The sequence below is a fragment of the Sulfitobacter sp. F26169L genome (assembly GCF_026410285.1).
Taxonomy (GTDB): domain Bacteria; phylum Pseudomonadota; class Alphaproteobacteria; order Rhodobacterales; family Rhodobacteraceae; genus Sulfitobacter.
In genome coordinates, this window is record NZ_JAPMLP010000001.1 from 844,925 (window position 1) to 870,895 (window position 25,971).

Annotated in this window: 27 protein-coding genes, 1 tRNA gene and 1 other RNA gene; 10 read left to right on the plus strand and 19 right to left on the minus strand. The window is 56.1% G+C overall.

Annotated elements, in window-relative coordinates:
* Positions 1-49: 49 nt before the first annotated feature.
* From OS189_RS04020 to OS189_RS04065, 10 genes are all read right to left on the minus strand, one after another.
* A complete protein-coding gene (locus OS189_RS04020) occupies positions 50-214 on the minus strand; it encodes a hypothetical protein (RefSeq protein WP_267165974.1) in 165 nt (54 codons plus the stop codon).
* Positions 215-554: 340 nt separating this feature from the next.
* Positions 555-644 (minus strand) — tRNA-Ser (locus OS189_RS04025).
* 70 nt (positions 645-714) lie between these two features.
* Entirely contained in the window at positions 715-1,434 is a 720-nt protein-coding gene (locus tag OS189_RS04030) for an alanyl-tRNA editing protein (RefSeq protein ID WP_267165975.1), read from the minus strand.
* Positions 1,431-3,851, minus strand: coding sequence for a DUF3772 domain-containing protein (locus OS189_RS04035; protein ID WP_267165976.1), 2,421 nt, complete (start codon positions 3,849-3,851; stop codon positions 1,431-1,433). Before OS189_RS04035 ends, OS189_RS04030 begins: the two co-directional genes overlap by 4 nt.
* Complete coding sequence (locus OS189_RS04040) at positions 3,848-4,882, minus strand: cysteine synthase A (RefSeq protein WP_267165977.1); 1,035 nt, start codon at positions 4,880-4,882, stop codon at positions 3,848-3,850. Before OS189_RS04040 ends, OS189_RS04035 begins: the two co-directional genes overlap by 4 nt.
* Before the next feature lie 45 nt (positions 4,883-4,927).
* Positions 4,928-6,034 (minus strand): NUDIX domain-containing protein, encoded by a 1,107-nt coding sequence (locus OS189_RS04045; RefSeq protein WP_267165978.1) that lies wholly within the window; start codon positions 6,032-6,034, stop codon positions 4,928-4,930.
* Between the two features lie 3 nt (positions 6,035-6,037).
* Positions 6,038-6,478 (minus strand): TrgA family protein, encoded by a 441-nt coding sequence (locus OS189_RS04050; protein WP_267165979.1) that lies wholly within the window; start codon positions 6,476-6,478, stop codon positions 6,038-6,040.
* A 31-nt stretch (positions 6,479-6,509) separates the two neighbouring features.
* On the minus strand, positions 6,510-7,718 hold the full coding sequence (locus tag OS189_RS04055) for an SAM-dependent methyltransferase (protein WP_267165980.1): 1,209 nt from the start codon (positions 7,716-7,718) through the stop codon (positions 6,510-6,512).
* A gap of 56 nt (positions 7,719-7,774) precedes the next feature.
* A complete protein-coding gene (locus OS189_RS04060) occupies positions 7,775-9,199 on the minus strand; it encodes a cryptochrome/photolyase family protein (protein WP_323380216.1) in 1,425 nt (474 codons plus the stop codon).
* Positions 9,200-9,268: 69 nt separating this feature from the next.
* On the minus strand, positions 9,269-10,492 hold the full coding sequence (locus OS189_RS04065; RefSeq protein WP_267166074.1) for an aminotransferase class V-fold PLP-dependent enzyme: 1,224 nt from the start codon (positions 10,490-10,492) through the stop codon (positions 9,269-9,271).
* A 248-nt stretch (positions 10,493-10,740) separates the two neighbouring features.
* On the opposite strand from OS189_RS04065, the gene OS189_RS04070 reads away from it, so the two are divergent.
* Positions 10,741-12,582 carry a BCCT family transporter gene (locus OS189_RS04070; RefSeq protein ID WP_267165981.1) on the plus strand — a complete coding sequence of 614 codons (1,842 nt, stop codon included), beginning with the start codon at positions 10,741-10,743 and terminating at the stop codon, positions 12,580-12,582.
* A 53-nt stretch (positions 12,583-12,635) separates the two neighbouring features.
* On the opposite strand, the gene OS189_RS04075 is transcribed toward OS189_RS04070, so the two are convergent.
* The 5 genes from OS189_RS04075 to OS189_RS04095 all read right to left on the minus strand — a co-directional run bounded on the left by OS189_RS04075 (position 12,636) and on the right by OS189_RS04095 (position 15,762).
* Positions 12,636-13,061: a hypothetical protein gene (locus OS189_RS04075; protein ID WP_267165982.1), complete on the minus strand. Its 426-nt coding sequence runs from the start codon at positions 13,059-13,061 to the stop codon at positions 12,636-12,638.
* A gap of 47 nt (positions 13,062-13,108) precedes the next feature.
* Positions 13,109-14,095, minus strand: a complete 987-nt coding sequence (gene acuI, locus OS189_RS04080) for an acryloyl-CoA reductase (protein WP_267165983.1) — start codon at positions 14,093-14,095, stop codon at positions 13,109-13,111.
* Between the two features lie 133 nt (positions 14,096-14,228).
* A complete protein-coding gene (locus OS189_RS04085; protein WP_267165984.1) occupies positions 14,229-14,405 on the minus strand; it encodes a hypothetical protein in 177 nt (58 codons plus the stop codon).
* 123 nt (positions 14,406-14,528) lie between these two features.
* Positions 14,529-14,696, minus strand: a complete 168-nt coding sequence (locus tag OS189_RS04090) for a hypothetical protein (protein WP_267165985.1) — start codon at positions 14,694-14,696, stop codon at positions 14,529-14,531.
* Positions 14,697-15,333: 637 nt separating this feature from the next.
* A complete protein-coding gene (locus tag OS189_RS04095; RefSeq protein ID WP_267165986.1) occupies positions 15,334-15,762 on the minus strand; it encodes a L,D-transpeptidase in 429 nt (142 codons plus the stop codon).
* A 265-nt stretch (positions 15,763-16,027) separates the two neighbouring features.
* Here OS189_RS04095 and ssrA point away from each other — a divergent pair.
* The 8 genes from ssrA (at position 16,028) to OS189_RS04135 (ending at position 21,220) form a co-directional block, all read left to right on the plus strand.
* Positions 16,028-16,378: a transfer-messenger RNA gene (gene ssrA, locus OS189_RS04100) on the plus strand.
* Positions 16,379-16,518: 140 nt separating this feature from the next.
* Positions 16,519-17,334: a chromate resistance protein ChrB domain-containing protein gene (locus tag OS189_RS04105; protein ID WP_267165987.1), complete on the plus strand. Its 816-nt coding sequence runs from the start codon at positions 16,519-16,521 to the stop codon at positions 17,332-17,334.
* The gene (gene chrA / locus OS189_RS04110) at positions 17,331-18,575 is read left to right on the plus strand and encodes a chromate efflux transporter (RefSeq protein WP_267165988.1); all 1,245 of its coding nucleotides are present in this window, start codon (positions 17,331-17,333) and stop codon (positions 18,573-18,575) included. Before OS189_RS04105 ends, chrA begins: the two co-directional genes overlap by 4 nt.
* Positions 18,576-18,643: 68 nt before the next feature.
* Entirely contained in the window at positions 18,644-19,132 is a 489-nt protein-coding gene (locus OS189_RS04115; protein WP_267165989.1) for an SspB family protein, read from the plus strand.
* A gap of 63 nt (positions 19,133-19,195) precedes the next feature.
* A complete protein-coding gene (gene fumC, locus OS189_RS04120) occupies positions 19,196-20,587 on the plus strand; it encodes a class II fumarate hydratase (protein WP_267165990.1) in 1,392 nt (463 codons plus the stop codon).
* Positions 20,584-20,760: a DUF4169 family protein gene (locus OS189_RS04125; protein ID WP_267165991.1), complete on the plus strand. Its 177-nt coding sequence runs from the start codon at positions 20,584-20,586 to the stop codon at positions 20,758-20,760. Before fumC ends, OS189_RS04125 begins: the two co-directional genes overlap by 4 nt.
* Positions 20,757-20,993: a ribbon-helix-helix domain-containing protein gene (locus OS189_RS04130; RefSeq protein WP_267165992.1), complete on the plus strand. Its 237-nt coding sequence runs from the start codon at positions 20,757-20,759 to the stop codon at positions 20,991-20,993. The genes OS189_RS04125 and OS189_RS04130 overlap by 4 nt, the downstream gene beginning before the upstream one ends.
* Positions 20,994-21,001: 8 nt before the next feature.
* Positions 21,002-21,220, plus strand: a complete 219-nt coding sequence (locus tag OS189_RS04135) for an N-(5'-phosphoribosyl)anthranilate isomerase (protein WP_323380217.1) — start codon at positions 21,002-21,004, stop codon at positions 21,218-21,220.
* 53 nt (positions 21,221-21,273) lie between these two features.
* On the opposite strand, the gene OS189_RS04140 is transcribed toward OS189_RS04135, so the two are convergent.
* From OS189_RS04140 to OS189_RS04155, 4 genes are all read right to left on the minus strand, one after another.
* A complete protein-coding gene (locus OS189_RS04140; RefSeq protein ID WP_267165993.1) occupies positions 21,274-22,167 on the minus strand; it encodes a fructose bisphosphate aldolase in 894 nt (297 codons plus the stop codon).
* Between the two features lie 79 nt (positions 22,168-22,246).
* The gene (locus tag OS189_RS04145; RefSeq protein WP_267165994.1) at positions 22,247-23,599 is read right to left on the minus strand and encodes a cytochrome P450; all 1,353 of its coding nucleotides are present in this window, start codon (positions 23,597-23,599) and stop codon (positions 22,247-22,249) included.
* Positions 23,596-24,819, minus strand: coding sequence for a hypothetical protein (locus OS189_RS04150; RefSeq protein WP_267165995.1), 1,224 nt, complete (start codon positions 24,817-24,819; stop codon positions 23,596-23,598). The genes OS189_RS04145 and OS189_RS04150 overlap by 4 nt, the downstream gene beginning before the upstream one ends.
* A gap of 70 nt (positions 24,820-24,889) precedes the next feature.
* Positions 24,890-25,642 carry a cytochrome c biogenesis CcdA family protein gene (locus tag OS189_RS04155; RefSeq protein ID WP_267165996.1) on the minus strand — a complete coding sequence of 251 codons (753 nt, stop codon included), beginning with the start codon at positions 25,640-25,642 and terminating at the stop codon, positions 24,890-24,892.
* A 92-nt stretch (positions 25,643-25,734) separates the two neighbouring features.
* Here OS189_RS04155 and OS189_RS04160 point away from each other — a divergent pair, with 92 nt between their 5' ends.
* Positions 25,735-25,959, plus strand: a complete 225-nt coding sequence (locus OS189_RS04160; protein ID WP_267165997.1) for a sulfurtransferase TusA family protein — start codon at positions 25,735-25,737, stop codon at positions 25,957-25,959.
* The last annotated feature ends 12 nt before the right edge of the window (positions 25,960-25,971 follow it).

Sequence of the window (25,971 nt, forward strand, 5' to 3'; positions counted from 1 at the left end):
GATCTGTGTCGTTATCAGGCCAGCCCAAGCGCCAATCTGTTCTGCCTTTTTAATTAAAGGTATCGAAAACCTGATCGTGCGCGAGAAAGGCATTGCCTATCACGTATTGGCCTAAATCCTCACTGGGCCGTTCGATCTGCGCGATCATGCTGGCCAGTGTTGTTGCAGGAGTGGAAACGAGAAGAACACTCAGGGCTTGTGCAGCCTCTTTCAAGGTGGTCTTCCTCTGATGTGTCGTCGGGTGCGTCACAGATCGCTTGCCGTAAGTTCCACCATTCTTCCAACTACTGAACGTGGTGTTAGCTTTGCAGATGTTCTTCGTCTTGTTCAATCACAGCCACATTCTCAGCGCGCTTTGCGTCCGAAAGGCTATTCATTACGGTGTAGAGATCTTCGACATTCATGTTTTTCTGTCCTTCCATAGTATTGAGCCCAATGACTGGGTCGGAAGAAAAATTGACAGTGGACCGAAAGCTTAGTGATGGGAAAATAGATGGGAAGCACTTTTATCAAACGCCAAAATCTTATATTTATCTGATAATATGGAATATTTATGGCGGATCGACAGGGATTCGAACCCTGGAGACGGTCTCCCGCCTACACACTTTCCAGGCGTGCGCCTTCGACCACTCGGCCACCGATCCATTGAGGCGTCTTTAACAAGGGTTTGTGCGTATGTGCAAGCCCGAAAGTGCAGCTTGGGCAAGCATTTGTTCAACTATCCAAATGCAGGTAAATCCGCCGGTTCATACGGCCCTTCTTCTCGATCTTGCCAAGACGCAATGCGCCGATCTCTCCGGTGCGCGCGACATGCGTCCCGCCACAGGGTTGCAGATCGATCCAGTCGTCTTCTTCGCCGATCCGCACCAGCCGGATATCCCCCGCCCCGCGCGGCGGCTTTACGGCCATTGTTTTTACCAGTGACGGGGCAGCGTCCAGTTCTGCTTCGGTTATCCAGCCGTCACTAACCCGCGCATCCTGCTCCACAAACAGCAATAGAGACTCCTCCAAAGCTGCGCGATCTTCCGGTGCATCGGGCATGTTAAAGTCGAGCCGCCCGTGCGTGGCCGAGATCGAACCGCCCGTAACAGCAAACGGTATCGCGACGGAAAGCAGATGCAGCGCCGTGTGCACACGCATGTGTTTGTGGCGGCGGTCCCAGTCAAGTTGCTGCACTACATGGGCCCCGAGCGGCGGCAATGGCCGGGGTTCGGATGGAACAAGAACAATCTGCTCGCCCTTTCCCTTCACGGCAGTCGCAATAGAGAGCCGTTTACCGTCCCATTCCAGCCAGCCGCTGTCACCGGGCTGGCCACCGCCGGTCGGGTAAAACACGGTTGCATCCAATACAATGCCGCCTTCGTCGGTATGGGCAACAACGCGTGCCTTTGCATCGCGCAAATACGGATCCTCCCGGAACAACATACGTGTCATCGCTCGCCCTCTCCCTTTGCAGCAGCACTCAAGTGGGTGGGTTCCGCCTCCTGTTGTTGAACGGGTTCGCGAGCCTTCTTGGCAGGCTGTCCAAGTGTTTCGGGATTGCGGAACCAGATATCCTGCTGCGGATAGGGCATTTCAATCCCTTCTTCTGCAAACCGTTTGGCGACAGCGTGATTTACATCGTTTTTGACTGCCATCATCCAGTTTACATCCCGCAAAAACATCCGGATTTCAAAATCGAACGAACTGGCCCCGATGTTTACAAACAGGACTGACGGGGCGGGATTGGCCAGCACCATCGGCTGGGCGGTTGCGATTTCCAACAATATCCGCTCCACCTCTTTGGTATCGCTGTCGTAGGCCACCCCGATAGGTACGATCACGCGCCCCAACGTGTTGCCACGGGTGTAGTTGGTGACGGTGTTACTAACCAGATCGGCGTTAGGTACAATGACATCTGTGCGGTCAAACGTCTCGATCCTTGTCGAGCGTACAGAGATGTCGCGAACATAACCCATCTGCCCGCCGCTTACCTCAATCCAGTCACCTTCGGAAATCGGTCGCTCTATCAGTAGGATAATGCCGGAAACGAAGTTTGATACGATGGTTTGCAGACCAAAACCGATACCAACAGACAACGCACCAGCGACGATCGCAAGCGAGCTGAGATCAATGCCCGCGCCAGTAATTGCCGCAAGAGCAGCGAGGAAAATACCGACATAGCCAATACCGGAAACAATTGCGTTCTGTCCGCCTTTGTCGATCTTTGTTTTTGGCAGAACGTTTATCTTCAACGCTCCCTGCGCCAGCCGCGTAGCCAGATATCCGACGGTAAAGATGATCGCAAATGTCAGGAAGTCGGTCGGAGAAATGCGTGAATTACCGATGGCAAATCCGCGCCGGAACGCCGCCCAGACCTCGGTCAGATCGGCGACACGTGCACCCCACACCAGCGCAAGAACAGGCATCGCCAGTATCAGGAAAACAAGCCCGAAAAAGATCGGAAGCAAAGCCTCGCGCGCAAGCGTCCCCTGCCCTGTGACCGCGCCGTACACATCGGCGCTGAACCGTTGTAGCGCCAGAACCAGCCCCAGAATAATCAGCGTCAGGACTGTTGGATGCAGCAGGAAGGTACTTGCATTGTAATACCCTGCCGCTTGCAAAACGGGGGCCATAATCGCAACTGCCACCGCGCCTGTACCAAGACTGCGCACGAGGCGACCCAACGTGCTGGCGCGCGTCAGATCGTCATCTTCCTGTTCAACGGCTTCGATCCCGAAATGACGCAGCAACCGGCCAATCCGGTACACAGCGTAGGAAATCATTAAAGTGAAAGGAAAAGTAACAACTGTTTTGGCAAGACTGCCGCCGCCGTCAAGTTCGATGATCCGCAGAAGCAGGAGGTTACAAACCAGCAGAACTGTGATCGCACTGACCACAAAACGTGCTTCTGCTCGGTCCTTATCGCTCAGTTCGATGAGGGCGTCTTCTTCATCACGGGCGAACACTTGTTCGGCGACCCAACGAAACCCCAGCATTACACCGCCCAGAACGGGAATCAGGATGACAAGCTGATCGGCCCGCTCTCCCAGATAACCTGTCGTCAAGGCAGCATATGCCAACAACGACAAGCCGATCAGCGGAAATACAATACGCAATAACGAGATGATAAACTGCCAGACACCAAGCCCCCGCGCGCCCGCCTTGCGCATCCGCCCCACAATCATCGTTGACCAGCGGCGTCCGCGCACGATCAAGACCAGACCGGCGATGGTGGACAGCAATATCCCCGGAAGGTTCGCGCGGAGGTCTGCTCTGCGGCTAATTGCTTCTTCCGGAGTGACCTCTATCAACAACTGCGAGACAGCGCTCTTTATCTTAACGAGCGCCGCTGGCCAGTGGACAGGATTTAGCGGGCTTTCGACGACCTCGAAAAGCGCTTTTGCCTGTCGGTTGCGCAGAACCGTATCAATTTCGCCAATCAGACCGTCCGCGCGCGCATAGGCACTATCGGCTACCTTCACCGGCGCAGTCAGAACCGACAGTTGCTCCTCAAGCTCCTTGCGCTTCTCGGCAACCTCAGCTGCTTCCGGTGCGGCCTCGCCATCCGGCGAGGGTTCGGTAACGAGCAAGGCCAGCTGATCGCGCAAATTGGTAATTCTGTTTGAATTTATCCCGCGCGCTTCGTTGAATTCTTCGCGAAACTCGGCAAGCTGTGTGCGCAGCGCTTCAAGCGCCTCGCTTGCGGTATCGTCACTATCCACCGCCGTTTCTGCACGGTTGGCCAGATCCTGCCATTGTGCCATGTCCACGCCGGGCAATTCCTGCGCGACAAGCGCACCCGCGCACCACACCAGCCAACAGACAAGTGCAGTAACACGGGCCGCAGAGCGGTAGAGTCTGTGAATCATACGTCCTCGAACACCGCCGGAATTTCCGCTGCCTCGCGATCCAACCAATCAGGTACAGGCAACCCTTTTTCACGCAGGAAAGACGGATTGAATAGTTTGGACTGATATCGTGTCCCGTAGTCACAAAGGATCGTTACAATCGTGTGACCGGGGCCCATCTCACGCGCCATACGGATTGCACCGGCCACGTTCACGCCCGAGGAAGCGCCAAGGCACAACCCCTCGTGTTGCAGCATGTCAAACACCACCGGCAGCGCCTCGGCGTCGGGGATGTTGTAGGCAAAATCAGGCGTGAATCCCTCAAGATTGCGGGTGATGCGGACCTGCCCGATGCCTTCAGCAATCGAACCGCCTTCCATCTCCAGAACGCCTTTGGTGTAATAACTGTAAAGCGCGGCACCATCGGGATCGGCGATACCGATTTTCACACCCTTGGGCTGCAACGCCATCGCCGTGCCTGCCAGCGTTCCGCCGGACCCGACAGCGCAGATAAACCCATCTACCTTGCCATCTGTCTGACGCCAGATTTCCGGCCCTGTTGTTTCAATATGGGACTGTCGGTTTGCAACGTTGTCAAACTGGTTGGCCCAGATAACGCCCTCGTTACTGGTGCGTGCCAGCGCAGTGGCCAGCCGCTCGGAATAGCGCACAAAGTTATTGGGGTTGCGGTAGGGCGCGGCAGGCACCTGCACCAGTTCCGCCCCCGCAAGGCGCAACATCTGCTTTTTCTCTTCTGATTGCGTTTCAGGGATCACAATCACCGATTTGAACCCCATCGAGGCACCCACAAGCGCCAGACCGATGCCTGTATTGCCTGCTGTCCCCTCGACAATCGTACCACCCGGCTTCAAATCACCGCGCGCGATGGCATCACGTATGATAAACAGCGCCGCACGGTCTTTTACCGATTGGCCGGGGTTCATGAATTCGGCCTTGCCGTAAATCTCGCAGCCTGTCAGCGCGCTGGCACCGCGCAACTTGATTAGGGGCGTGTTGCCCACTGCTTGTTCCAGATCGCGCGCTACATGCATCAGAGGACCTCATAAATTATTCCCCTTATGTCTAGCGGCCTGCCTTCAAGACCTCAACCTGCTTCGGTGTCGGGCCAGCCAATAAGCCAGCAAGGTCAACGGTGTGTTGGCGATGGCCTGCCGGTCGGCCATGGCGAGGAATTCATCAAACGAAATCAGGCGCGAACGGATGTCTTCATGCTCTCCGTCAAGACCGCCAATTCCTGCGCAGCCGTCGGGCAGATCGGTGACACCCACAAAAATGTGAAAATACCCGGTTGAATCGCCGGGGCTGGGATACCCGCGCGCCACAGTTTCCAGAGCGCGCAACTCTAGGCCCGCTTCTTCAGAGGCCTCACGCCGCGCGGCTTGCTCTGCGGTTTCGCCGGGGTCAATCCTGCCGGCCACCGGCTCCAGATGCCAAACCTCCGGGTCACCGCGCCCCAGTGGGCCCATGCGCATCTGCTCCACCACCAGCACACGGTCGCGCACCGGATCAAAGGGCAGAACAAGTGCCGCATCCCCCGCGATGAAATAGGAACGTGCGAGTTCGGGTGACAGGCTGCCATCAAATCGTTCATGTCTAAGGCTGACCTCGTCCACCGCGAAATAGCCGGTGTAGGCGCGTCGTTTGCCGGTAATCTCTATTTTTCCGCCAAAGACACCCTGCCCCGCATCTGTCTGGCCACCCAGCGTTTTTGACCATGCACGCCCGCGGATCTGGCCAAAGATATCGGCCACTTCATCGCGACTGCGCTGGCCGTAATGCCCCATCACTTCGACCGCCGCGTGGCATGACATTTCCGCCCAGTCGGCGGCCCATTTGTCCAGATCCCACGGCTTTGTCGCGGTCCAGCGATCGGGGGCGCAGATGTAGACCTGTGCGGCTTCGCCACTTTCGACCTGCACATCTATCAGGTCATAATCAAATCCGCCCTCGTAATAGTCAAGCCGCGCGATATCCTCTGCCGTCAGGCCCCGCACAAGCACGCCTTGCGCATAGCCGCCTTTTGTGGCGATCAATGTCGGGAACGGCCCTTCTGCTGCGGCACAAGCTGTGTAGTTGGCCAGCACTTCTTCCGTTAGCTGAATGGTATCAAGCGACCGTCCGAGGACAATTTCCAGCAGCGGCAGGTGCCGCAACGTGCCGTAGAAAAACAAGGGGGGCGTCATAGATCAGTGCCACCGCTCTGCGGCCATGTCCACAACCGGCCCGATGATTACTGCACCGGCAACTGCTGTCAAAATCACAGCGGGTGTCGCTATCATCAACCCGAATTCGGAAGCGATCAGAAAAATCGCGGTTAACGCCTCCATCGCGCCATCATAGCGGTTGCGCATAGCGAGGCGGAACATCTCGAATGCCGAATGGATACCGATGCAGTAGATAAACAATACGGCAGTTCCAGTTAGCCCGTTGTTCAAACCGTTTACAAACCCACGCCCCGCACGGCGGCCCATAACGATCCATCCGACAAATAAACCGACACCAGCGTTAACGTAATTGAACCAGCCGAAATCGGTTCCCTCAGGCATTAGCGGACGCACCAGATCTGATAAAATCCATCCCAGAATGGCGAGTAATATTGCCGCGACAAGGCGTGCAGCTGTGGGCATCGTGGTTTTCCTTCGGTGTCTTCATACCGGATCACGCCGGTTTTCGCACCGTAATCTGCGTTACGTCACAATTTCCACTATCAAATGTCGCTGCGCAAGAAGTGAGGTAAAAATTCCACATCCTTTTGAACCGCTCGTCAAAGCCCATTGCCGCGATCTGGTCCCATTTTTCGTTAAAGGTTTCATGCCAGCGGCGCAGGGTAAGATCATAGCTTTTGCCGAACTCGACCGATTTTTCAACAGCAAGTCCGGCCTTTTCGATCTGTTCGCGCAGTGCTGTCGGGCTGGGCAGCATACCACCCGGAAAAATGTATTTCTGGATGAAATCGACACCGCGTTTGTAGACTTTCCAGCGGCGATCGGCCACCGTAATGATCTGGAATGTAGCTGCCTTTCCCGGTTTCAGACGATCACGTACCGTCTGGAAATAAACGGGCCAGTACTGCTCGCCCACCGCCTCGAACATTTCGATGCTCGCGACCCCGTCAAACTGGCCTTTTTCGTCGCGGTAATCTTGCAGCTTGAATGTTACCTTATCAGATAATCCTGCCTTTTCAATGCGATCCACAGCATACTTGAACTGCTCCTCGCTGATGGTCAGACAGGTCACGCGCAATCCGCGCTCGGCGGCGGCGTATTCGGCGAACCCGCCCCAGCCGCAGCCGATTTCCAGAATATGATCACCCGCCTGCACACCCATCTGGTCCACCATGGATTTGTATTTCTCGGTCTGGGCAGCTTCCATGCTTTGCTGTGGGTCGCGGAAAATCGCGCTGGAATAGCTCATCGTTTTGTCCAGCCAAAGGCTGTAGAAATCATTCCCCAAATCATAGTGATACGAGATGTTCTTGCGGGCCTGCGCCTTTGAATTCCGCTGAAGCCAGAAGCGAAGCTGCTCAAACCGGCGCACAAGCCCCATACCCGGAAAACCGTCGTAGATGTCTTCGTTATCGGCATGAATGAAATCCATAAACGCCTGCAAGTCCGGCGTGCTCCACCAACCGTCAAGATAGGCGTCACAAAATCCCAGATCGCCCTCGCGGATCAGGCGGGAAAACAGATCGTTGTTGTGGACATGCAGCTCGGCGATGGGGCCTGCCTGCGGCCCCTCTGCACGAAACCGCCGCCCGTCGGGCAGGACAAAATCAATGCGGCCATAGCGCAAGGATGACGCCATTCCCATGACCCGTGAGAAATAGCGCGGCAGGTTTTGCTGGCCGTCTGTCGTTGTTAAAATCATGTCGCTTTCCCGTTCAGCGGCATTGTCGCCGGTTCATATTTAACATTAGAAGACACCTAGAACCCTCTGTTTTCATACGCATCCAGTGCGCGCTTGCGCCCTTCGGAAACATCTACAACCGGACCGGGGTACGCATCTGTCGGGGCCATGTTCCACCGCTGCGGTATGGCATCGAAATAGGCAAGCGCGTCCTGATGCGGATTACTTTGCCCCTCGGCAATCCAGCGGCCGGTATAATCATGGTTCTTGTCGAACTTGTCCAACTGGGTCACCGGATTGAACACGCGAAAATAAGGCGTGGCGTCAGGGCCTGACCCTGCCGACCACTGCCACCCCATTGCATTCGACGCCGGATCCCAATCGATCAGGCAGTCCTCGAACCATTTTTGCCCGATCCGCCAATGACATAGCAGGTGTTTCGTCAGATAGCTTGCCACAATCATGCGGCCACGGTTGTGCATCCGTCCGGTGACGTACATCTCGCGCATAGCCGCATCCACAAAGGGAATACCCGTGCGTCCCTGCTTCCACGCCTTCACCTCGGCGCGCCGCTCGTCCTCGTTCCAGTCGAACTCTTCCCACTCCTCGCGCCAATTCGAAGTGAGGATGCGGGGGGTGTGATGCATCAGGTGATAGGCAAACTCGCGCCAGACCAGCTCTTTCAGGAAAGTTTCGGCGCCGGATTTACCTTCGTGCAGCGCGCGTTGGCCTGCGTGCCAGCACTGGTGCGGGCTGATTTCACCCAGCGCCAGATTTTCGCTCAGGTTTGATGTGCCATCTACTGAGGGAAGATCGCGGTTTGCTTTATAGTCGGCCACTTTATGCGCCAGAAACGCCCCAAGGCGCGATTGCGCAGCTTTTTCGCCCAATTGCACAAATGGGCGCACCACATCGGCACCGCGCCGCATACCAGCATCCATCTGCCAATCGACCAGATTGTCGGATTGCGGCCAATTACCAGGTGCGGTGATCTTGTCAGGCGCGCCCAGCGGCGCCTCGACGTCACGCCCCTTAACCTTGCGCCAGAAAGGTGTGTAAACCTTGTAATACCCCCCTGTCTGGGTCTCGACAGTCCAGGGCTCAAACATCAAATGGCCACCGAAAGAGCGCGCTTCGATCCCCTGCTCTTTTAGCGCGGACTTTACAGCGCTGTCACGGCTAACCGCTTCGGGTTCATATTGGCGGGTCCAATACACCGCGCCCGCGCCTGTTTCCTCGATAAGGCTTTGCAACTGTTCAAGCGCGCTATCACCTTTGCGAAAGATCAGGCGGCTGCCTTTCTCCTCCAGAACCTGTGCGAAATGTTCCAATCCCAACCCGAGACGGAATTTCGGCGCGGCTGCAAGCGCGTTATACTGTTCATCAAGGATATAGACTGGAATAACAGGCCGCCCTGTTTCACAGGCAGCGTTCAGCGCCGGATGATCGCTAAGCCGCAGATCACGGCGCAGCCAGAGCAGGATTGGGGAAGTATCACTCAAGATGTGTCGCCCTTTAAGTATCGTTGATGAACGATTTAGACCACACACGCGCGGATCAAGGTATAGGTTTCACAAAACATCGTCCAAAGCGTTCAAAAGATGATTTATTTCGTCCTGTGACGTGTAATGCGTAAAGCTGAGCCGCAAAACACCGCGATCTGCATCAACGCCCATGGCATCAAGCGCGCGCACCGCGTAAAAATCGCCGCCCCCTGCCATAACTCCCAGTTCCGTCAGTTCGCGCGCCACCTCGCCACCGCTGCGATTAAGGGCAAGTGCCACAGTGGGCGCGCGGTTTTCGGCGCGGTCAGGCCCGATCAGACGCACCGAATTGCGGTCCTTAACAGCATCCAGCAATTGTTGTAGCAGCACGGTTTCATGGCCGCGCATCAGGTCATGGACCATTGCGCCCCGCTCAGTTGCGCCACCCTCAGCCCCGCCGTGGTGGGTAAAAAGCATATCGACATAGTCAGCCATGCCCGCACAGGCCGCAACCTGCGCATGATCCGGCCCCGCAGGCGTGAACCTTTTGTACAAGCTGGAGGCGTTGAAATAATGCCCCTGATTTGGCAGCAGTTCCCCCAACGCACGCCGGATCACCATCAACCCCTGATGCGGACCGTAGGTTTTATAGGCGGAAAACAGATAAATGTCCGGCCCCAGCGCGCCGACATCCACAAACCCGTGCGGCGCATAAGATACCCCGTCCACACAGACAAACGCCCCCGCCGCGTGGGCAAGCGCTGTGATCTCCGTCACGGGGTTGATCTCGCCCACGACGTTCGAGCAATGGGGAAAGCAGACAAGGCGCACCTTGTCATCCAGCAAAGCCTCAAGCTTGGCTAGGTCAAGATGGCCTGTGTCCGGATCAATCTGCCATTCGCGCACTTCAATTCCTAGGTCCGCCAACCGCCGCCACGGACCGGTGTTTGCCTCATGGTCCTGATTGGTGACGATGATAGCTTCGCCCGCAGTCATCATCTGACCAAATGCCTGCGCCAGAACATAGGTGTTCTGCGTCGTGGACGGACCGAAGGACAGTTCGTCAAACGCCACGCCCAATAGCGCAGCCATGCGGGTGCGCGCTTCGTCCATCTCAGCGCCGCCCAGCGTGCTAGCTGCATATGGCGCATAGGGTTGCACCTTCCGCTGGGTATAGAAACGCATCAAACGGTCAATCACAGCCCCACAAGTATAAGAACCCCCGGCGTTTTCAAAAAAGGCTTGGTTCTGCAAAACAGGTTCTGCAAAGGCAGGAAACTGGCTGCGCACAAATTCTGTATCTAGCTTCATGGCCTCATCGTGCATGAAGTGGCCCACTCTCTCAAGCACAAGTTTCAATCCGTTATCCTCCGTAGCGATGTCGCATTCGGGATCATCGGGTCGCATCATGGCACATTACCTGCGACACATTGACTAGGCTGATTCTATAGACCGTCTCATTCGCTAGTTCTCCGACCGCAATGTGCGGGTGGACTGCCCGTGTCATCGACTCGACACAGCGGGCTTGTACAAAAATAACAACAGGGAAACATTTTCACATGGCTGTTAAACCACCATTTACCGATGTCGACATCGGGACCCAGGATTCGGGGTTTTACGAAGGCTATAGCCTTCCGATCGCATTGATCTCCAAAGTCGGCATGGCATTGCTGGTCATTTGGGCGTTGGTCTTTCCAAGCAAGGCAGGGGTCATGCTGGCCTCTGTGAACTCCTCGTTATTGCTGGGGTTCAACGCATTCTACATCATTGCGGTTGGTGCATTTGCATTTTTCCTGTTTATCATCGCCGCCCTGCCAGCAACCGGCAAACGCGTTCTCGGCGCGCCGGGTGAAGCACCGGAGTTTGGCAATTTCAGCTGGTTTTCGATGATGTTCGGTGCCGGTCTGGGTGTGGGTCTAATGACCTTCGCCACAGCCGAGCCGCTGGGCCTGTGGGGTTCAAACCCGCTCACCGTTTCCGGTGAAGTCGCCGGTAACACACCCGAAGCGCTGCAATCGGCGTATCGTTATACCTTCCTGCACTACGGCTTTCACGCTTGGGCAATCTATGTGGTGACCGGCCTTTCGCTTGCCTATTACGCTTATACCCGTGATATGCCGCTGACCATCCGCTCTGCGCTGACGCCTCTGATCGGGCGATTTGCCAACGGTTTTCTGGGGCACCTGATCGATGTTCTGGGCGTTGTCGCAACCATTCTGGGCGTGTCCGTAACAATCGGCTTCGGCGTAAGCCAGCTCGTCGACGGGATCTATTCAATTACCGGATGGAGCTGGATGATGGACACAACAGGTGACACGCCCGCCGCGACCAAAACCGGACTGATCGCTGCACTGATCGCGATCATGGGCATGTCGATCGTGTCGGCTGTGTCCGGGGTCGGGCGTGGGGTGAAATACCTGTCAAACCTCAATCTGGTGCTGTCGCTGATCCTGCTGCTGACGTTCATTATCTTCGGATCATTCATGTTTGCAATGACAACCTATGCGACAGCATTGGTCGACTATATCCTGAACTTCATCCAGATGAGCTTTGGCGCCTACGGCCCCCTGGCAGCAGATAGCTTTGCTGCAAATGCCCCTGCCGCAGTTCAGGCGCTCGGCGCAGATCAGCAAACCATCGTCTACGACTCAGCTATAGCCGCCTACGGCTCTCCCGCCGGTTTCGCCACAGCGTTGAGCGAAGCAGGCATCACCCTGTCCGCCGCCGATCTTGGCGCAGCTTATGAAGCAGGTACACAGGGTCGCCAATTCGGTTGGCAGGCAAGCTGGACAACGTTCTACTGGGCCTGGTGGATAGCATTTTCACCGTTTGTGGGTTTGTTCCTTGCGCGTATCTCACGAGGACGCACCATTCGTGAGTTCGTGCTGGGTGCGGTTATTGCGCCGTCACTGGTGTGCTTTGCATGGATGGCAATTCTCGGCGGTACAGCGATTGATCTGGAACTGACTGGCGCGGCTGACGGGGCCATTCTTGCGGCGTCAAACTCGGGCAAACTGTTCGTCACGCTTGAGCAGATGCTGTCCGGTGCGTTCTTGCAGGCCATGATCATCATGTGCGTTGTTCTGATCATGACATTCCTCGTCACCTCGGCAGACTCGGGCATTCTGGTCATGAATACGATCATGTCCGGTGGGGCCGAAGAAACAGGCATCCTTCACCGCATCATCTGGGGCGCGATCCTGACGTTAGTGATCGGAACACTTCTTCTTGCGGGCGGCGGCGGGTTGTCCGCGCTGCAAAACGCCATGATCATCGGTGCGCTGCCGTTTACGATTGTAATGGTCGCAATGGTGATTTCACTCATCAAGGCGCTGTTCAATGATGGCCGCCGCGAACGTGAAGGCGAAACAGTCACACAGGCGGCGCACCCCGCAGAATAATAAAGCCAGCAAGGCGCCATACCAGCGGCGTTCGGGCAACCGGACGCCGCTTTTCATTGACGACCGATCCGCCGCACCGCCGCGCGCAGCAATGCCCGTGAATAGAGCCGGTGAAGCGGAGTTGTCAGCTTGATGAAAATGCCCGGTCCCTGCCCCTGTCTGGCAACAACAGCCGAACCGAATACCAGCCGGTGCGCTTCAACCCGCAAGCAGGAGCGCGTGTGCCCAACAGCGTCACACAACAAAATCTCCCGCAGTCGACGCGCCTCAACCCGCCAAACCGCAAAAACATCCGCATCCCCCATTGCAAGCAAATGAACCTGCGCATCACTGATCCGCCGCTGCAGGAAAAGTTGCAAAACCTGCCGCTCCAGCCGGAACAATGGGCTGGTGTAGAACGAAACGAAAAATTCGGACAGCGTGACAGTGTCCGCCAACGCTGTCTCGAAACAATCGGTATAGTTTGCGCCCTGCCCCACTTAGCGTTGCAATAGTGAATCCTGCGGGACAGGGCACGCCTTGACCGTCACACGTTTACATCAACCACAACGCGCCCCTTTACCTTACCGTGCAGTATATCGGCGGTAAGATCGGGCAAATCCGATAATGTCGCCGGCACAACCATCGCTTCCAGCTTGTCCATCGGCAGATCTTTCGCCACCCGTTCCCACGCGCGAAGTCGGTTTTCGTAGGGCTGCATAACACTGTCGATCCCCAACAGATTCACACCGCGCAGCAAAAACGGAATGACGGTCGCAGGCAATCCGGCTCCGCCCGCCAGGCCGACACTGGCAACTGATGCGCCATACTGCATCTGGCCCAGAATCCGCGCCAACATGGCCCCCCCGACGGCATCAATGCAGCCACCCCATGTCTCGCCCTCAAGCGGCCTCTTCACAGTCTCGTTGATATCTTCACGCGCCACAATCTGCGTAGCCCCCAAGGATTTCAGATAGTCTGCCGTTTCTGGCCGCCCCGTCACACCGGCAACTTCATGTCCCAGATGTGCAAGGATCGCCACAGCAACCGAGCCAACCCCACCTGCAGCCCCGGTTACCAATACAGGACCGGACTTTATCCCGTGATCCTCCAGCGCCATAACTGACAACATTGACGTGAAGCCTGCGGTCCCAACAGCCATCGCCTGTCGGGTATTCAGCCCCTGCGGCAAAGGCACAAGCCAGTCTGCCTTCACACGCGCCTTTTGCGCATAACCGCCCCAATGGGCTTCTCCCACACGCCACCCCGTCAGAACAACTTTGTCGCCAACCTGATAGCGCTCGTCCGAAGACGCCTCGACAGTGCCGGAAAAATCGATACCCGGCACATGCGGATACTTCCGCACCAATCCGCCGCCGCTCGGGCTCATACACAGACCGTCTTTGTAGTTCACAGTGGTATATTCCACCGCAACCAAAACCTCTCCGTCGGGCAGTTGATCCTCCGATATCTGCGTAATCGCCGCCGAAGTTTCGCCATCTTCGTTCTTGGTTATCATCAAAGCATCAAACATTTGTCTCTCCTTCAAAGGGCATTAGCCCTATTTCTTTTGGCTCGAAATATCCCGGGGTCCGGGGCTGGCCCCGGTTCAACCTATCTACATTCCACGCGGATTCCAGTTGTTACTCCACATCGCAACTCTCAAATTACGTCCGCGTAACGACCAGATCGGGCATCTGCAGCGCAATGCCAATTTCGTTCGGGAACTGGCTCAATTGACCGCGGTAATGGGTCTGTTGGGTGAACAAATGCCCAACGCCCAGCCCCGTGAGCCCTTTCACCTGTCGTCCCAATACTACCGAGCACCACATCAAAACCCGCATAGACCAACCTCGGATAGCGCTTCCATCCAAATCCAATACGCCCGCCCTGACAAATACCTACCCCTTCCTAGACGCCGGCACTCCACGCAGAAGAGAGCTAGCAGGAATGGACGAAGCAGGCGTTTAAGCGTCACTGTACCACCGACTCATCCGGACCGTAACGGCCCAGAACAGATCGTTCAACGTCGCGTGCATCAATCCGAAATACGCATCGGGTTCTGCGGTCAGAGTATTCCTGTTCTGCCACGCGTGGTACCGGACAACCTGAACGACATAGGCAGACCAGATCATCCGATTATTTCCTCCTCGCAACGCCTGTCAGAGATGGGCTGAATACACAGTCCTGCACCAGCCCGCCATCTTGAACGCCTGGAAAATCCGGCCATTGAATTTCAACAATCGCGCGGCCTATTCGGTAGCAATGCAACCGGTTTAACAGACAAGCTTGGTTCGCTCCGTTTTCCGACCGATTGATACCGTTATAGATTACCTTCAAGATTCTCACGCCGACCAGTTTCGAAAGTGCGTCAGCGATTGCTGTCGCAGTCGACACAATGTACGCGACGTCAGGCAGGATCATTCTGGTTTCGAGGGCAACTATCAGCACGGATAGGCATAAGGGTAAGATAAAATCACTTTTTGCCAGACGCCTGCAATGGCGGCTGTCGCCGCGATTTCGCCCGCTTGCGGTCTGGTCAGGTTCCACGCACGGCGCAGCCCCCTTGCTGCTCCAATCCCAGATCCGGCAACGCCACACCAAAGCTAAACAAAAGAAATATAACCGCAATGATCGGCAAAAAATCTGTTGGATCATCCATAAAAACAGCGCGGTGCCCGCCGACAGCGATAACCGCCGTTGCGCCACACACCACATCATGACGCGCGGCGTGAAGCAGAATATTGTGGCATCGCCAGAACCCAGGTTTCCCTAGTTCTGCACAACAACCTTCATGTTGCGCAGCCCGACTTGCTGCGTCATTGCAAACAGTCTGGCAGCGTTGGACGGATGCAAACGGATACATCCCGCAGATGCAGGGCGACCAAGCCGCCTGATCTGGTTCGTCCCGTGAATGGCATAGTTTCCGCGAAAGAAAATCGAATGTGGCATCGGTGCATTGTTATAAAGGCTCGACTTATGGTTCTTGGATAGCCATTTAGCCCGCCACGCCCCGCGCGGCGTAATTTTACCTTTGCGCGCAGTGGACACCGGCCATTTGTGAATTTGTTTGCCATTGCGGTACACCCGCATAGTCTGTTCCGAAATATCGACCTTGGCAATCAGTTGACCCGCGCTAACCGCGGAAGGAATTGTATAAATCAATGATGCACAAAGCATCGCTGTAGCAAAAATTTTCATGTGGCAGCATTCCCAAGTTTAGAATGGCATAAATGAATCCACTTCTTGTGGTGGTGTCAAAGATTAACTACCTCATCTTGTGCAAAACTATGGTTTTCCTTACTGCCGTGACAGCAAGATCGCGCGCGACGGTGCGCATGCGAACAATAGCGCCTTATTCTGGGGCTCGCTATCTCTCTGCTCGGTACTGTGATTCGACTGTTGGGCCTTCTACCGCTGATATGCTTATCAGCCAGGCTATGCCTGCCAATTGTTCCCGAACACACCCCTTGAAATGTGCCCGACGCCCGTCTATCTATGAGGTGTCCTTCGGGACTATGGATATAAACGCGCTCGTAATAAGCGGTTCGGACCCGGGGGCGGTACCCGGCGACTCCACCAATCATCCGTCATTTGCGGATCATGGGGTCGAAACAGGATCGACGAACGTCTAAAGGGGTTATGCTTTATCTCGGCTGACTGCCACCGTTATCGGCGTAAAATGTACAATTGCAAATGACAATCGTGCTCCAATGGCGATGGCCGCGTAAGCGACCGGAACTATTGAAAACTTAAGTCCTTGGGCCTAGCAGCGTAAGGCGGGGTTCGCAGGTACCTGGCAACAGAAACCTGCACTTTTCCCATCATTGCGTTTTGTACTTCTCTTGACCCGCTGTGATGCGCGTGCAACTTATTGTGCATGGGGACCCGACTGCGAACGCCCCGTGAGGCGCCAGCCAGAGGTTCGCATGTTTCCAACATTTAAGGATGCATGCCATGGCTGGCCCCAATGAAATTACTGTTTCCCAATTGCTGCGCCTGATCGGCCTGCCCGATGCACCTGCCATCGTGGATATCTCGATCGATGGTGACTTCAACGACGATCCTTTCCTCATCCCCACGGCGTTTCGCCATCCTCATACCGATATTGCGGACCTGAAGACGCGCCTTGCAGGGCGCTCATGTGTTGTGGTCTGCCAGCGGGGCATCAAGCTAAGCCAGGGACTGGCCGCGTGGTTGCGCGCTGACGGGATTGCGGCTGAATATCTGCAAGGTGGCAATTTTGGCTGGCGTGAACACGCTCAAGCTCCGCGTTTCCCTGCCGCCGCAGTGCCACAGCCGGTTGAGGGCGCAACGCTGTGGGTCACCCGCCATCGGCCCAAGATCGACCGTATCGCCTGCCCATGGTTAATCCGCCGCTTTGTGGACCCCGACGCGCGGTTCCTTTTTGTCTCTCCGTCAGAGGTTGCAGGCGTGGCAGACAGATACAGCGCAACACCATTTGATGTTGAAGATGTGTTCTGGTCGCATCGTGGTGACGGATGCACTTTTGATACCATGCTGGAAGAGTTTGGTTTGCAAACCCCTGCGCTGACGCGACTTGCCACTGTGATCCGCGCCGCAGACACCAACAGCCATGAATTAGCACCGCAAGCCGCCGGACTGCTGGCCCTGTCTGTCGGACTGTCGCGCCAGTACCGCGACGATCAGCGACAGCTTGACGCGGGTATGGCGATTTACGATGCACTCTACCGCTGGGCGCGCGATGGAATTGATGAGGGTCACGACTGGCCTGCGGGACACAAGGCATGAGAACGCCAGACTGGCCCGAAATGGCCCGCGTTTTTGGCCGTATTGGTGTTTTGTCATTCGGCGGACCGGCCGCGCAAATCGCACTGATGCACCGCGAACTGGTTGAGACGCGCGGTTGGTTAAGCGAGCAAAGTTATCTACGCGCCCTAAGCCTGTGCATGCTGCTGCCCGGACCCGAAGCGATGCAGCTGGCAACCTACGCCGGATGGCGGTTGCGTGGAACGGCAGGCGGTCTGCTGGCAGGGCTGTTGTTCGTCATTCCGGGTGCGATTGTGATCGCCTTGCTGGCATTGCTTTACGCCAGTTACGGCCAGGTGCCGCTTGTGCAAGCCACATTCCTCGGGATCAAGGCTGCCGTTGTCGTTGTGGTATTTCAGGCCTTGCGAAAGGTGGCGGCAAGGGCGCTGGCGGGTGCGTGGGGGTGGGCGCTGGCACTCATGTCGTTTATAGGGCTGTTCGTTTTTGGCCTGCCCTTCCCGCTGATTATCATTGCCGCGGGCCTGTGCGGCATGTGGAGGGCGCAGCCGCTCGATGAACCGGTTGCGACCGCGCCCACGGGCGCGCGCCCTCTGCGGGCATTGGTAATGTGGGCCGCGCTATGGTCGGCGCCCCTGTTTCTGGTGTGGATGCTTGACCATAGCTTTTTACTGCAACTCGGTCTGTTTTTTTCGAAACTTGCGATTGTAACCTTTGGCGGCGCCTATGCAGTATTGGGGTATATGACACAAACAGTGGTGAGCGATCTGGGCTGGATTACAACCGCCCAAATGATTGACGCATTGGGCCTGGCCGAAACCACGCCCGGCCCGCTGATACTGGTGACAGAATTTGTGGCACTTCTGGCCGGATTTGCACAGGGCGGGATTACAGGCGCATTTGCAGCGGGCCTGCTGGCCCTCTGGGTGACATTTACACCATGTTTCATGTGGATATTTCTGGCTGGCCCCTATCTAGACCAACTCAGCGCGCAACCCCGCCTTGCGGCGGGACTTCAGGCGATAACAGCCGCTGTTGTCGGGGTAATCGCAAACCTGACGCTGTGGTTTGCGATACATGTGCTTTTCCACAAGGTAGGCACTTTTGCCCCCCTCGCCCTGCCCGTGCCCGATTTGACCAGCTTTGATCCTGTCGCCGCTGCGCTGACCCTTCTAGCGATGATCTTGATGCTGGCACTGCGAATGGGTTTTGTCAGCACCATGACGGTTTCGGGCGTCTGTGCGCTGGTGATCGCACTGATCTGAGTTCTGCTCTTTTATCCCCTTCGGAATCGCCTATGATGCAGATGAACGTTATACCCGAGAGAGATGACATGAGCGGCACTATTGATTACGGCAACCTCATGCATGATGCCATGCGCAGCCTGATACGCAACGTCCTGCTGGACGTGGCAGACAACGGACTTCCCGGTGCACATCATTTCTTTATCACCTTTGATACTTCCCACCCCGATGCAGAACTGGCCGATTGGTTGTCAGACCGCTATCCCGACGAAATGACCGTTGTCATGCAGCACTGGTATGACAATCTTGAAGTCACCAACGACGGTTTTTCCATCACGCTCAATTTCGGGGATGCGCCAGAACCACTTTACGTGCCCTATGATGCCATCCGCACTTTTGTCGATCCTTCCGTAGAATTTGGGCTGCGGTTTGAACAGAGGGAAGAAGAAAGCGACAACATCAAATCTGCTGGCAAAGACAAACCGCTCTCCCAGACCGAAGAATCAGAGTTGGAAGTGGAGGAAGAGCCTACCAAAGAGGCCGAAATCGTCTCTCTGGACAGTTTTCGTAAAACATGAGGTAGCGCGGCGCGGCGCCAAAGGCTAAACAGCCCTGAAACCAATACTTCAGGAGTGCCCGCAATGGCCGATACCCGTACCGAGACAGACAGCTTTGGCCCCTTGGAAGTTCCTTCCGACAAATACTGGGGCGCACAGACGCAGCGCTCAATCATGAATTTCCCGATCGGTTGGGAAAAGCAGCCTATCGCAATTGTCCGCGCGCTGGGCGTCATCAAACAGGCCTGTGCCGAGGCCAACATGGCCCAAGGCACGCTAGACGAAGACCGTGGCAAGGCCATCGTGCAGGCCGCCAGCGAAGTTGTAAGCGGCAAATTTGACGACAACTTTCCACTCGTCGTCTGGCAGACCGGATCGGGCACCCAATCCAACATGAACGCCAATGAAGTGATCGCCAACCGTGCAATCGAAATTATGGGCGGCGTCATCGGGTCAAAAGACCCTGTCCACCCCAATGATCACTGCAACATGGGTCAATCGTCAAACGATACGTTTCCGACCGCTATGCACATCGCCACCGCGCGCACCGCACATGACGTGCTGCTGCCCGGATTGCGCAAACTTCATGCTGCGCTGCAAAAGAAGGTCGAAGAGTTTGACGGCATTATCAAGATCGGTCGCACCCATACGCAGGACGCAACCCCGCTGACGCTGTCTCAGGAATTTTCCGGCTACACACATCAGGTTGCGATGGGAATCCGGCGTGTAGAAGACGGACTTGGCCGCGTTTACGAACTGGCGCAGGGCGGCACCGCTGTCGGAACCGGCCTGAACACGCGCAAAGGCTGGGCCGAAACGGTTGCGGCAAACATGGCACGTATCACCGACCTGCCCTTTGTCACCGCCCCCAATAAATTCGAAGCGCTGGCCGCACATGACGCCATGGTCGAAATTTCCGGCCACCTGAAAACAGTGGCGGCAAGCCTTTTCAAAATCGCCAATGATATCCGCTTGCTCGGCTCTGGCCCACGCTGCGGTTTGGGCGAATTGATCCTGCCCGAAAACGAGCCGGGATCATCGATTATGCCTGGTAAGGTCAACCCGACACAGTGCGAAGCGCTGACGCAGGTTTGCGCCCATGTGTTCGGCAATGACGCCGCCGTGGGCTTCGCCGGATCGCAAGGCCATTTTGAGCTTAACGTTTACAAACCCATGATGGCCTATAACGTCCTGCAATCCATGCAACTTTTGGGTGATGCCGCATCGGCGTTTACTGACAATCTGATCGTTGATCTGAAAGCTGATCCTGTCCGCATTGAAAAACTGCTCCATGAATCCCTGATGTTGGTGACAGCGCTTGCGCCCGAAATCGGCTATGACAATGCAACCAAAGTCGCAAAAACAGCCCATAAAAACGGCACAACCCTCAAGGAAGAGGCGATTGCGTTGGGGTTTGTGGATGCCGAGACATTCGACCGCGTGGTGCGGCCAGAAAATATGATCGGACCAAAATGAGCGCCCCGATAAACCTGAACAAGGCCCGAAAAGATCGTGACCGCTCTGCCCGTAAATCACATGCCGATGAAAATGCTGTGAAATTCGGGCAGACAAAGGCACAAAAGGAGGCGCTCAAGGCGCGGGCTCAACTGATTGCGCGCAATCTGGACGGGCACAAGCGGGACACATGAAAAACGCGCGGCCCGTCAAGCACTCGGTAACCTTGCGCGGGCACCGCACGTCAATCTCGCTGGAAGCACCGTTCTGGGCAGAATTACGCGCGATCGCACGGGAAAAATCGATGCCAATCAACGCATTGGTGGCCGAGATTGATGCCGCACGCGGCCTGGACAGCGGATTGGCCTCGGCCATCCGCGTCTTTGTCCTAGAGTCATTAAGGGACCGTTTACCTTCATCTGAATAAGGTAGGGTATGACGATACCCTCACCTCTTTCACCCGAAGCGTGGATGACCCACCTGTTCAGTGCTCAAGCTGCCTGTAAAGGTCAAGTGATACGGCGCAAGCTACGCGATGTGGAACGATATGCAGGCCGCGCCAAGTTCGAACAGGAACTGCGACGACGCGGCTTTCATGCCGTGGAAAACGCGGGCCAGATCAAATATTTTGCAATCAGGAGCCAATCCGCGTGATTTTATAGCCGATTTTTTCAAAATCGATCTGGAATTTTCAAAAATTCCAACGCTTACGCAACCGAGGCGTTGTAAATCTTGGCGATGTTCTGCCCCAGTGCTGCATTAAATTCGGCATCGGACATTTTCACATTCAAACCTTCGGCCAGCGCACGGCTGAAACTTGCGATCATCTTGTGGTTCTGGCTCAGCAGGTCACAGGCCACATCCGTTGAATACCCTCCCGACAGCGCGACAACACGCAACACACGCGCATGATCGGCTGCCGCATCGTAAAGCCCTGCTTTCGACGGAATCGTCAGCTTCAGAATTACGTTCACATCCTCTGGCAAGTCATTCAGATGCTTCATAATTTCAGATTCAAGAATTTCCTCTGCTTCGGCCTTTGTGGCGCTGTCGATATGCACTTCGGGCTCGACAATCGGAACCAAACCCGCCGCTGCCACTTGCCTGGCTACGTCAAATTGTTGGGCCACAACATCTGAAATTCCTTGCGCGTTCGCCTCAAGGATCAAAGAGCGCTCCTTCGTGCCGAAAATACCCTTTTCGTTTGCCTTGCTCAGTAATGCATCCAGTTCCGGCATCGGCTTGAGCAGTTGAACGCCGTTGGCCTCATCGGCCAGACCTTTGTCGATCTTCAGAAACGGAACAACGCCACGATCTTCCCACAACAACTGCGCCGTTGGCTTGCCGTTGATATCGCTGTCCATTGTACGTTCAAACAGGATCGCGCCCAAAACCTTCTCGGAGGTAAACTCATCCGCCAGAATGATCCGGCTGCGCATCGCATGCACAGCAGCATACATTTCAGCATCACCCGAATAATCCGCAGGCTCGACACCATATTGTGCAAGCGCTTTGGGGGTTGAGCCGCCGGACTGGTCCAATGCAGCGATAAAGCCGTCGGCGGATGCGATACGGGTGCGTTGGGCGTCTTTTTGGGACATGAATAATGCCTTTTTATCTGGGAAACGGTTTGCCCTGTCTAATAGGTTCAGTGGCACAGCACCAGTTGAATTGCCGCTGTTAACGCTCACGGCGGGCGATCGTCAGGTAAATGCCGTTTTTGGCCCTTACCGTCAGATGTGCCACCGGCACAGGCACCGGACCGGTGCTCACCCGAAAATCACGCAAAATCCGGCTCAGGATCAGCGGGCCTTCAATCATGGCAAACCCCGCACCGGGACAGACCCGCGCACCCGCGCTGAACGGGATGAAAGCATCACGTTGGCAGGTTTTGCCATTGTCCGTGTGCCACCTGTCAGGGTCAAAACCGTCCGGGTTGTCCCAAAGCCGCGTATGTCTATGCAGATGCCACGGGCTGATCACCAGTTGCGAACCCTTCCGCACCGCGCGATTGCGCATATCCTCCGGACAGGTGTTTTCGCGTACCATCATAGGAACAGGCGGATAAAGCCGCAGCGTTTCGCGAAACACGTCGCGGCTGTGGCGCAGTTTGCCCATGACACTGAAATTGCACTTGTCCAGCACTTGCGCCTCGGCTGCCAGTTTATCTTGCCAGTCGGGGTAAAGCGCCATCAGATACAACGCCCACGCAAGCGTAGACGCGCTGGTTTCATGCCCAGCCAGAAAAAAGATCGCAACCTGATCAACCATCTCTTCGGTGCTGAACCGCTCTCCGCTTTCGGGATCGGTTGTGGTCATGATTTTGGTTGCCAGATCATCCGGCGCGGTTCCGGCGGCAATCTCGCGGGCGCGTGCCTCTGTCAACCGGGCGATCAGTGCGCGGATACGGGCAGCGCTGCGTTTTGTATCACTGCTGAATAGGCGCGGCATCCAGCGCGGCAGCGGCACAAGCGCCGCCAGATTAAGGATCGGTTGACTGCGCTGATATATGCGGAATTCGTCAAACACATCACGGGCAAGATGATGCTCGATGGGCAGTGAAAAAAGCGTTCGAAAAATCACGTCCGCCGCCGCGTGGCTGCACTGCTGTTCAATTTCCACTTGCTGGCCGACCTGCTTGTCAAATCGCGCGGCGGCAGCTTCGGACGCGTCCCACATCGCTGCAAATGTCTCGCGCAGGCGCCCCCCTTCGAAAGCCGGATCAATAATGCGTCGCTGCCGTTTCCATGTCTCACCGTTTGTCACAAACACAGAATTGCCCAGCAATGGGCGCAACCCTTCATTTACACGGGTGGATTTGGGAAAATCGTCGGGCCGCTCTTTCAGCACGCGTTTGACCAATTCGGGTTGGTTAATCAGATAGCTACGAAAGAAAGGGGTGCGAAATTCGGCCATCCACGCCCGGTACAGGCGTGCAGGTTGTGCGGACAGGATATCGGCGCGGAACAGCTTTGCGTAGTGCCACAGTGAGACCTTATCCGGCCTGCTGGGCGGTTTGGGAGGCTGGGTCATGGTAGGGTGCTTGTAAATTTGTTCACCGGCAATTCGATGCGCGATTTGGATGGAGGGCGATTGCGATATCGCTCTGCCAATGTCAGCGGGCCTGCGGTGATCTGGAAATAATCGTAGTCACGCGGCTGATCGAACGCGCACATATATTGGAAATGCAGGCGGAAAAACCGCCAGCGTAGCGCCTGCCAGCGTGCGGCGCTGAGGGATTTTGTGAACGCCGCCGAAAACACCAGCGGCCAGCGTTTGTCCGCAGGTGCCACACCGCTTACTGCAACAGGATCACATAGCGCAAAAGCACAGCCATCACCGGGGGCTGTTACATCAACCCATGTAAGCGCATCAGATGCGCTGAGATACGCAAGATCAGACCGCAAACGCTGCGCATCGGGCAGAAAGGATACCATCGGCACCACCTGCCCCAAGGTCAGAAATGCCAGCGCCGGACCATCCTCCGGCACACGGCCTGCGCGGATCAGATCGGCCAGAACCGAAACGCCCAGATGCGCACCAGAGGAGTGACCGACCACCAACACCTCGTCGACCTCCGACAGTATCGCCTCCGCGACAGCGTTTTCAAATTGCGCTATGCGCATTTCAAGAGCTGCGGTATTGGCCCCTCGCGTCGCTGCTCCGTATGCGTAATCATGCATCAAGTAGTAGGCAAAGAATTTGCCATCTTTGGCCTTGAACCATTTCAGGGTTTCCCAACCAGCCAAAGCCGACAAAACGCCCGAGCACACACGTAACAACCAGTGATCCCCGGCCAGTGTGCCAAGCTTGAACAACACCAAGGCGGCCACAATCGCCAACAGTAATTGCGCCAAGAGCATCCCGACCGGATAAAGCGCGGCAATCACAGGCCCCTTGCGCAAACGCATCAGCCGCCACAGCGCCCCCGTGCCGATATAGACCCAGGCAGTGCGCACAAGCTGCGCGTAAGTAGCGGGAACAGAGGTATCCATGCTATCGCGCACAATATCGGACCACACCAATACATCCACTGATGCATCCACATGCGCCCCGTCTATCAAGCTTTTGACATCCCAGCCATATCGCTTTCCCCCTTGCCGCGCGGACAGGGTTATACCGTAATCGGAAATCGCTGCCTGTGCGGCAGATTCCTTGCGGTAAAGCTCGCGGTAGCGGCGCGGATGGATTGGGTCATAGCCCGGAATGTAAAACACCTGACGACGCGTGACCGGTGACGATAGGACCGTCATTGAACTGCATAGGCCTCGATTTGTTTTTCCCATGCTAGCGCGGCTTTCGGGCCAAAGTAAGGCTTTTGCCCTAGCCCAGATTACCCAGTGCGGGGAAATTCTCCAGCAACCAGAAGCTGAAAGTAGAGAACGCGCCGGTCAGCATTGCGACGCCTACAATCAACAGCAGCACCCCCATCACACGTTCGATGGCTTTCATGTGCCGTTTGAGATGGTTCATCACCCCCATTGCGCGGGTCATGAACATCGCCGCCAAGAGAAACGGAATGCCGAGCCCCAACGCGTAGATGCCCAGCAACACCGTGCCCCGCGTCACCGATGCCTCGCCCGCGGCCAGTGACAGGATCGCGCCCAGTTGCGGCCCGATGCAGGGTGTCCAGCCGAATGCAAAAGCGAGACCAAGCACGTAGGCACCGAAGGACGATCCGCCCTTGTCTCCCGCATCCATCCGGGCCTCGCGATCAAGGAACGAAATGCGGTAAATACCAAGGAAATGGATACCAAAAATAATCACGACCACGCCCGATATTTGCGAAAACAAAATCTGGTTTTGCAGGAAAAACGCCCCGAATGCCGAGGCGGTAAAACCGAGGATCAGGAAAACCGTGCTCAGCCCCATGACAAAGAACAGCGCAGCGATAATCGCGCGCCGTCTTGCAGCGCTTTCAGAACTCATGTCGTTCAGGCTCACACCGCTCATATAGGCCAGATAGGGCGGCACAATCGGCAAAACGCAGGGCGACAAAAAGCTGACAATACCCGCGAGCAGCGCAACGGTCATCGCGGGCAGAAGGCTCGCGTCTATGATATCGATTCCAAACATAGCTCACTGCTATACGTTGACGCAGGCGCCGTCACGCGACATGAGGTCACAAGGCTGTGGACAGGGTGAATCATGCAGCCTAAATCGGTCCTATGATACATGATCTTGATGCCACAGGGCTGCTGTGCCCCCTACCCGTGTTAAAAGCCCGCAAACGGCTGGGCGCTTTGGCTGCCGGGGATCGCCTGCGAATGCGGGCGGATGATCCCGCCGCTGTGATCGACGTGCCGCATTTTTGTGCGCAGGCGGGTCACACCCTCTTGGAACGCACACAGGACGGTGATGTTCAAATCTATCTGATTGAAAAATCAGTCTGAATTAGGAGGTGT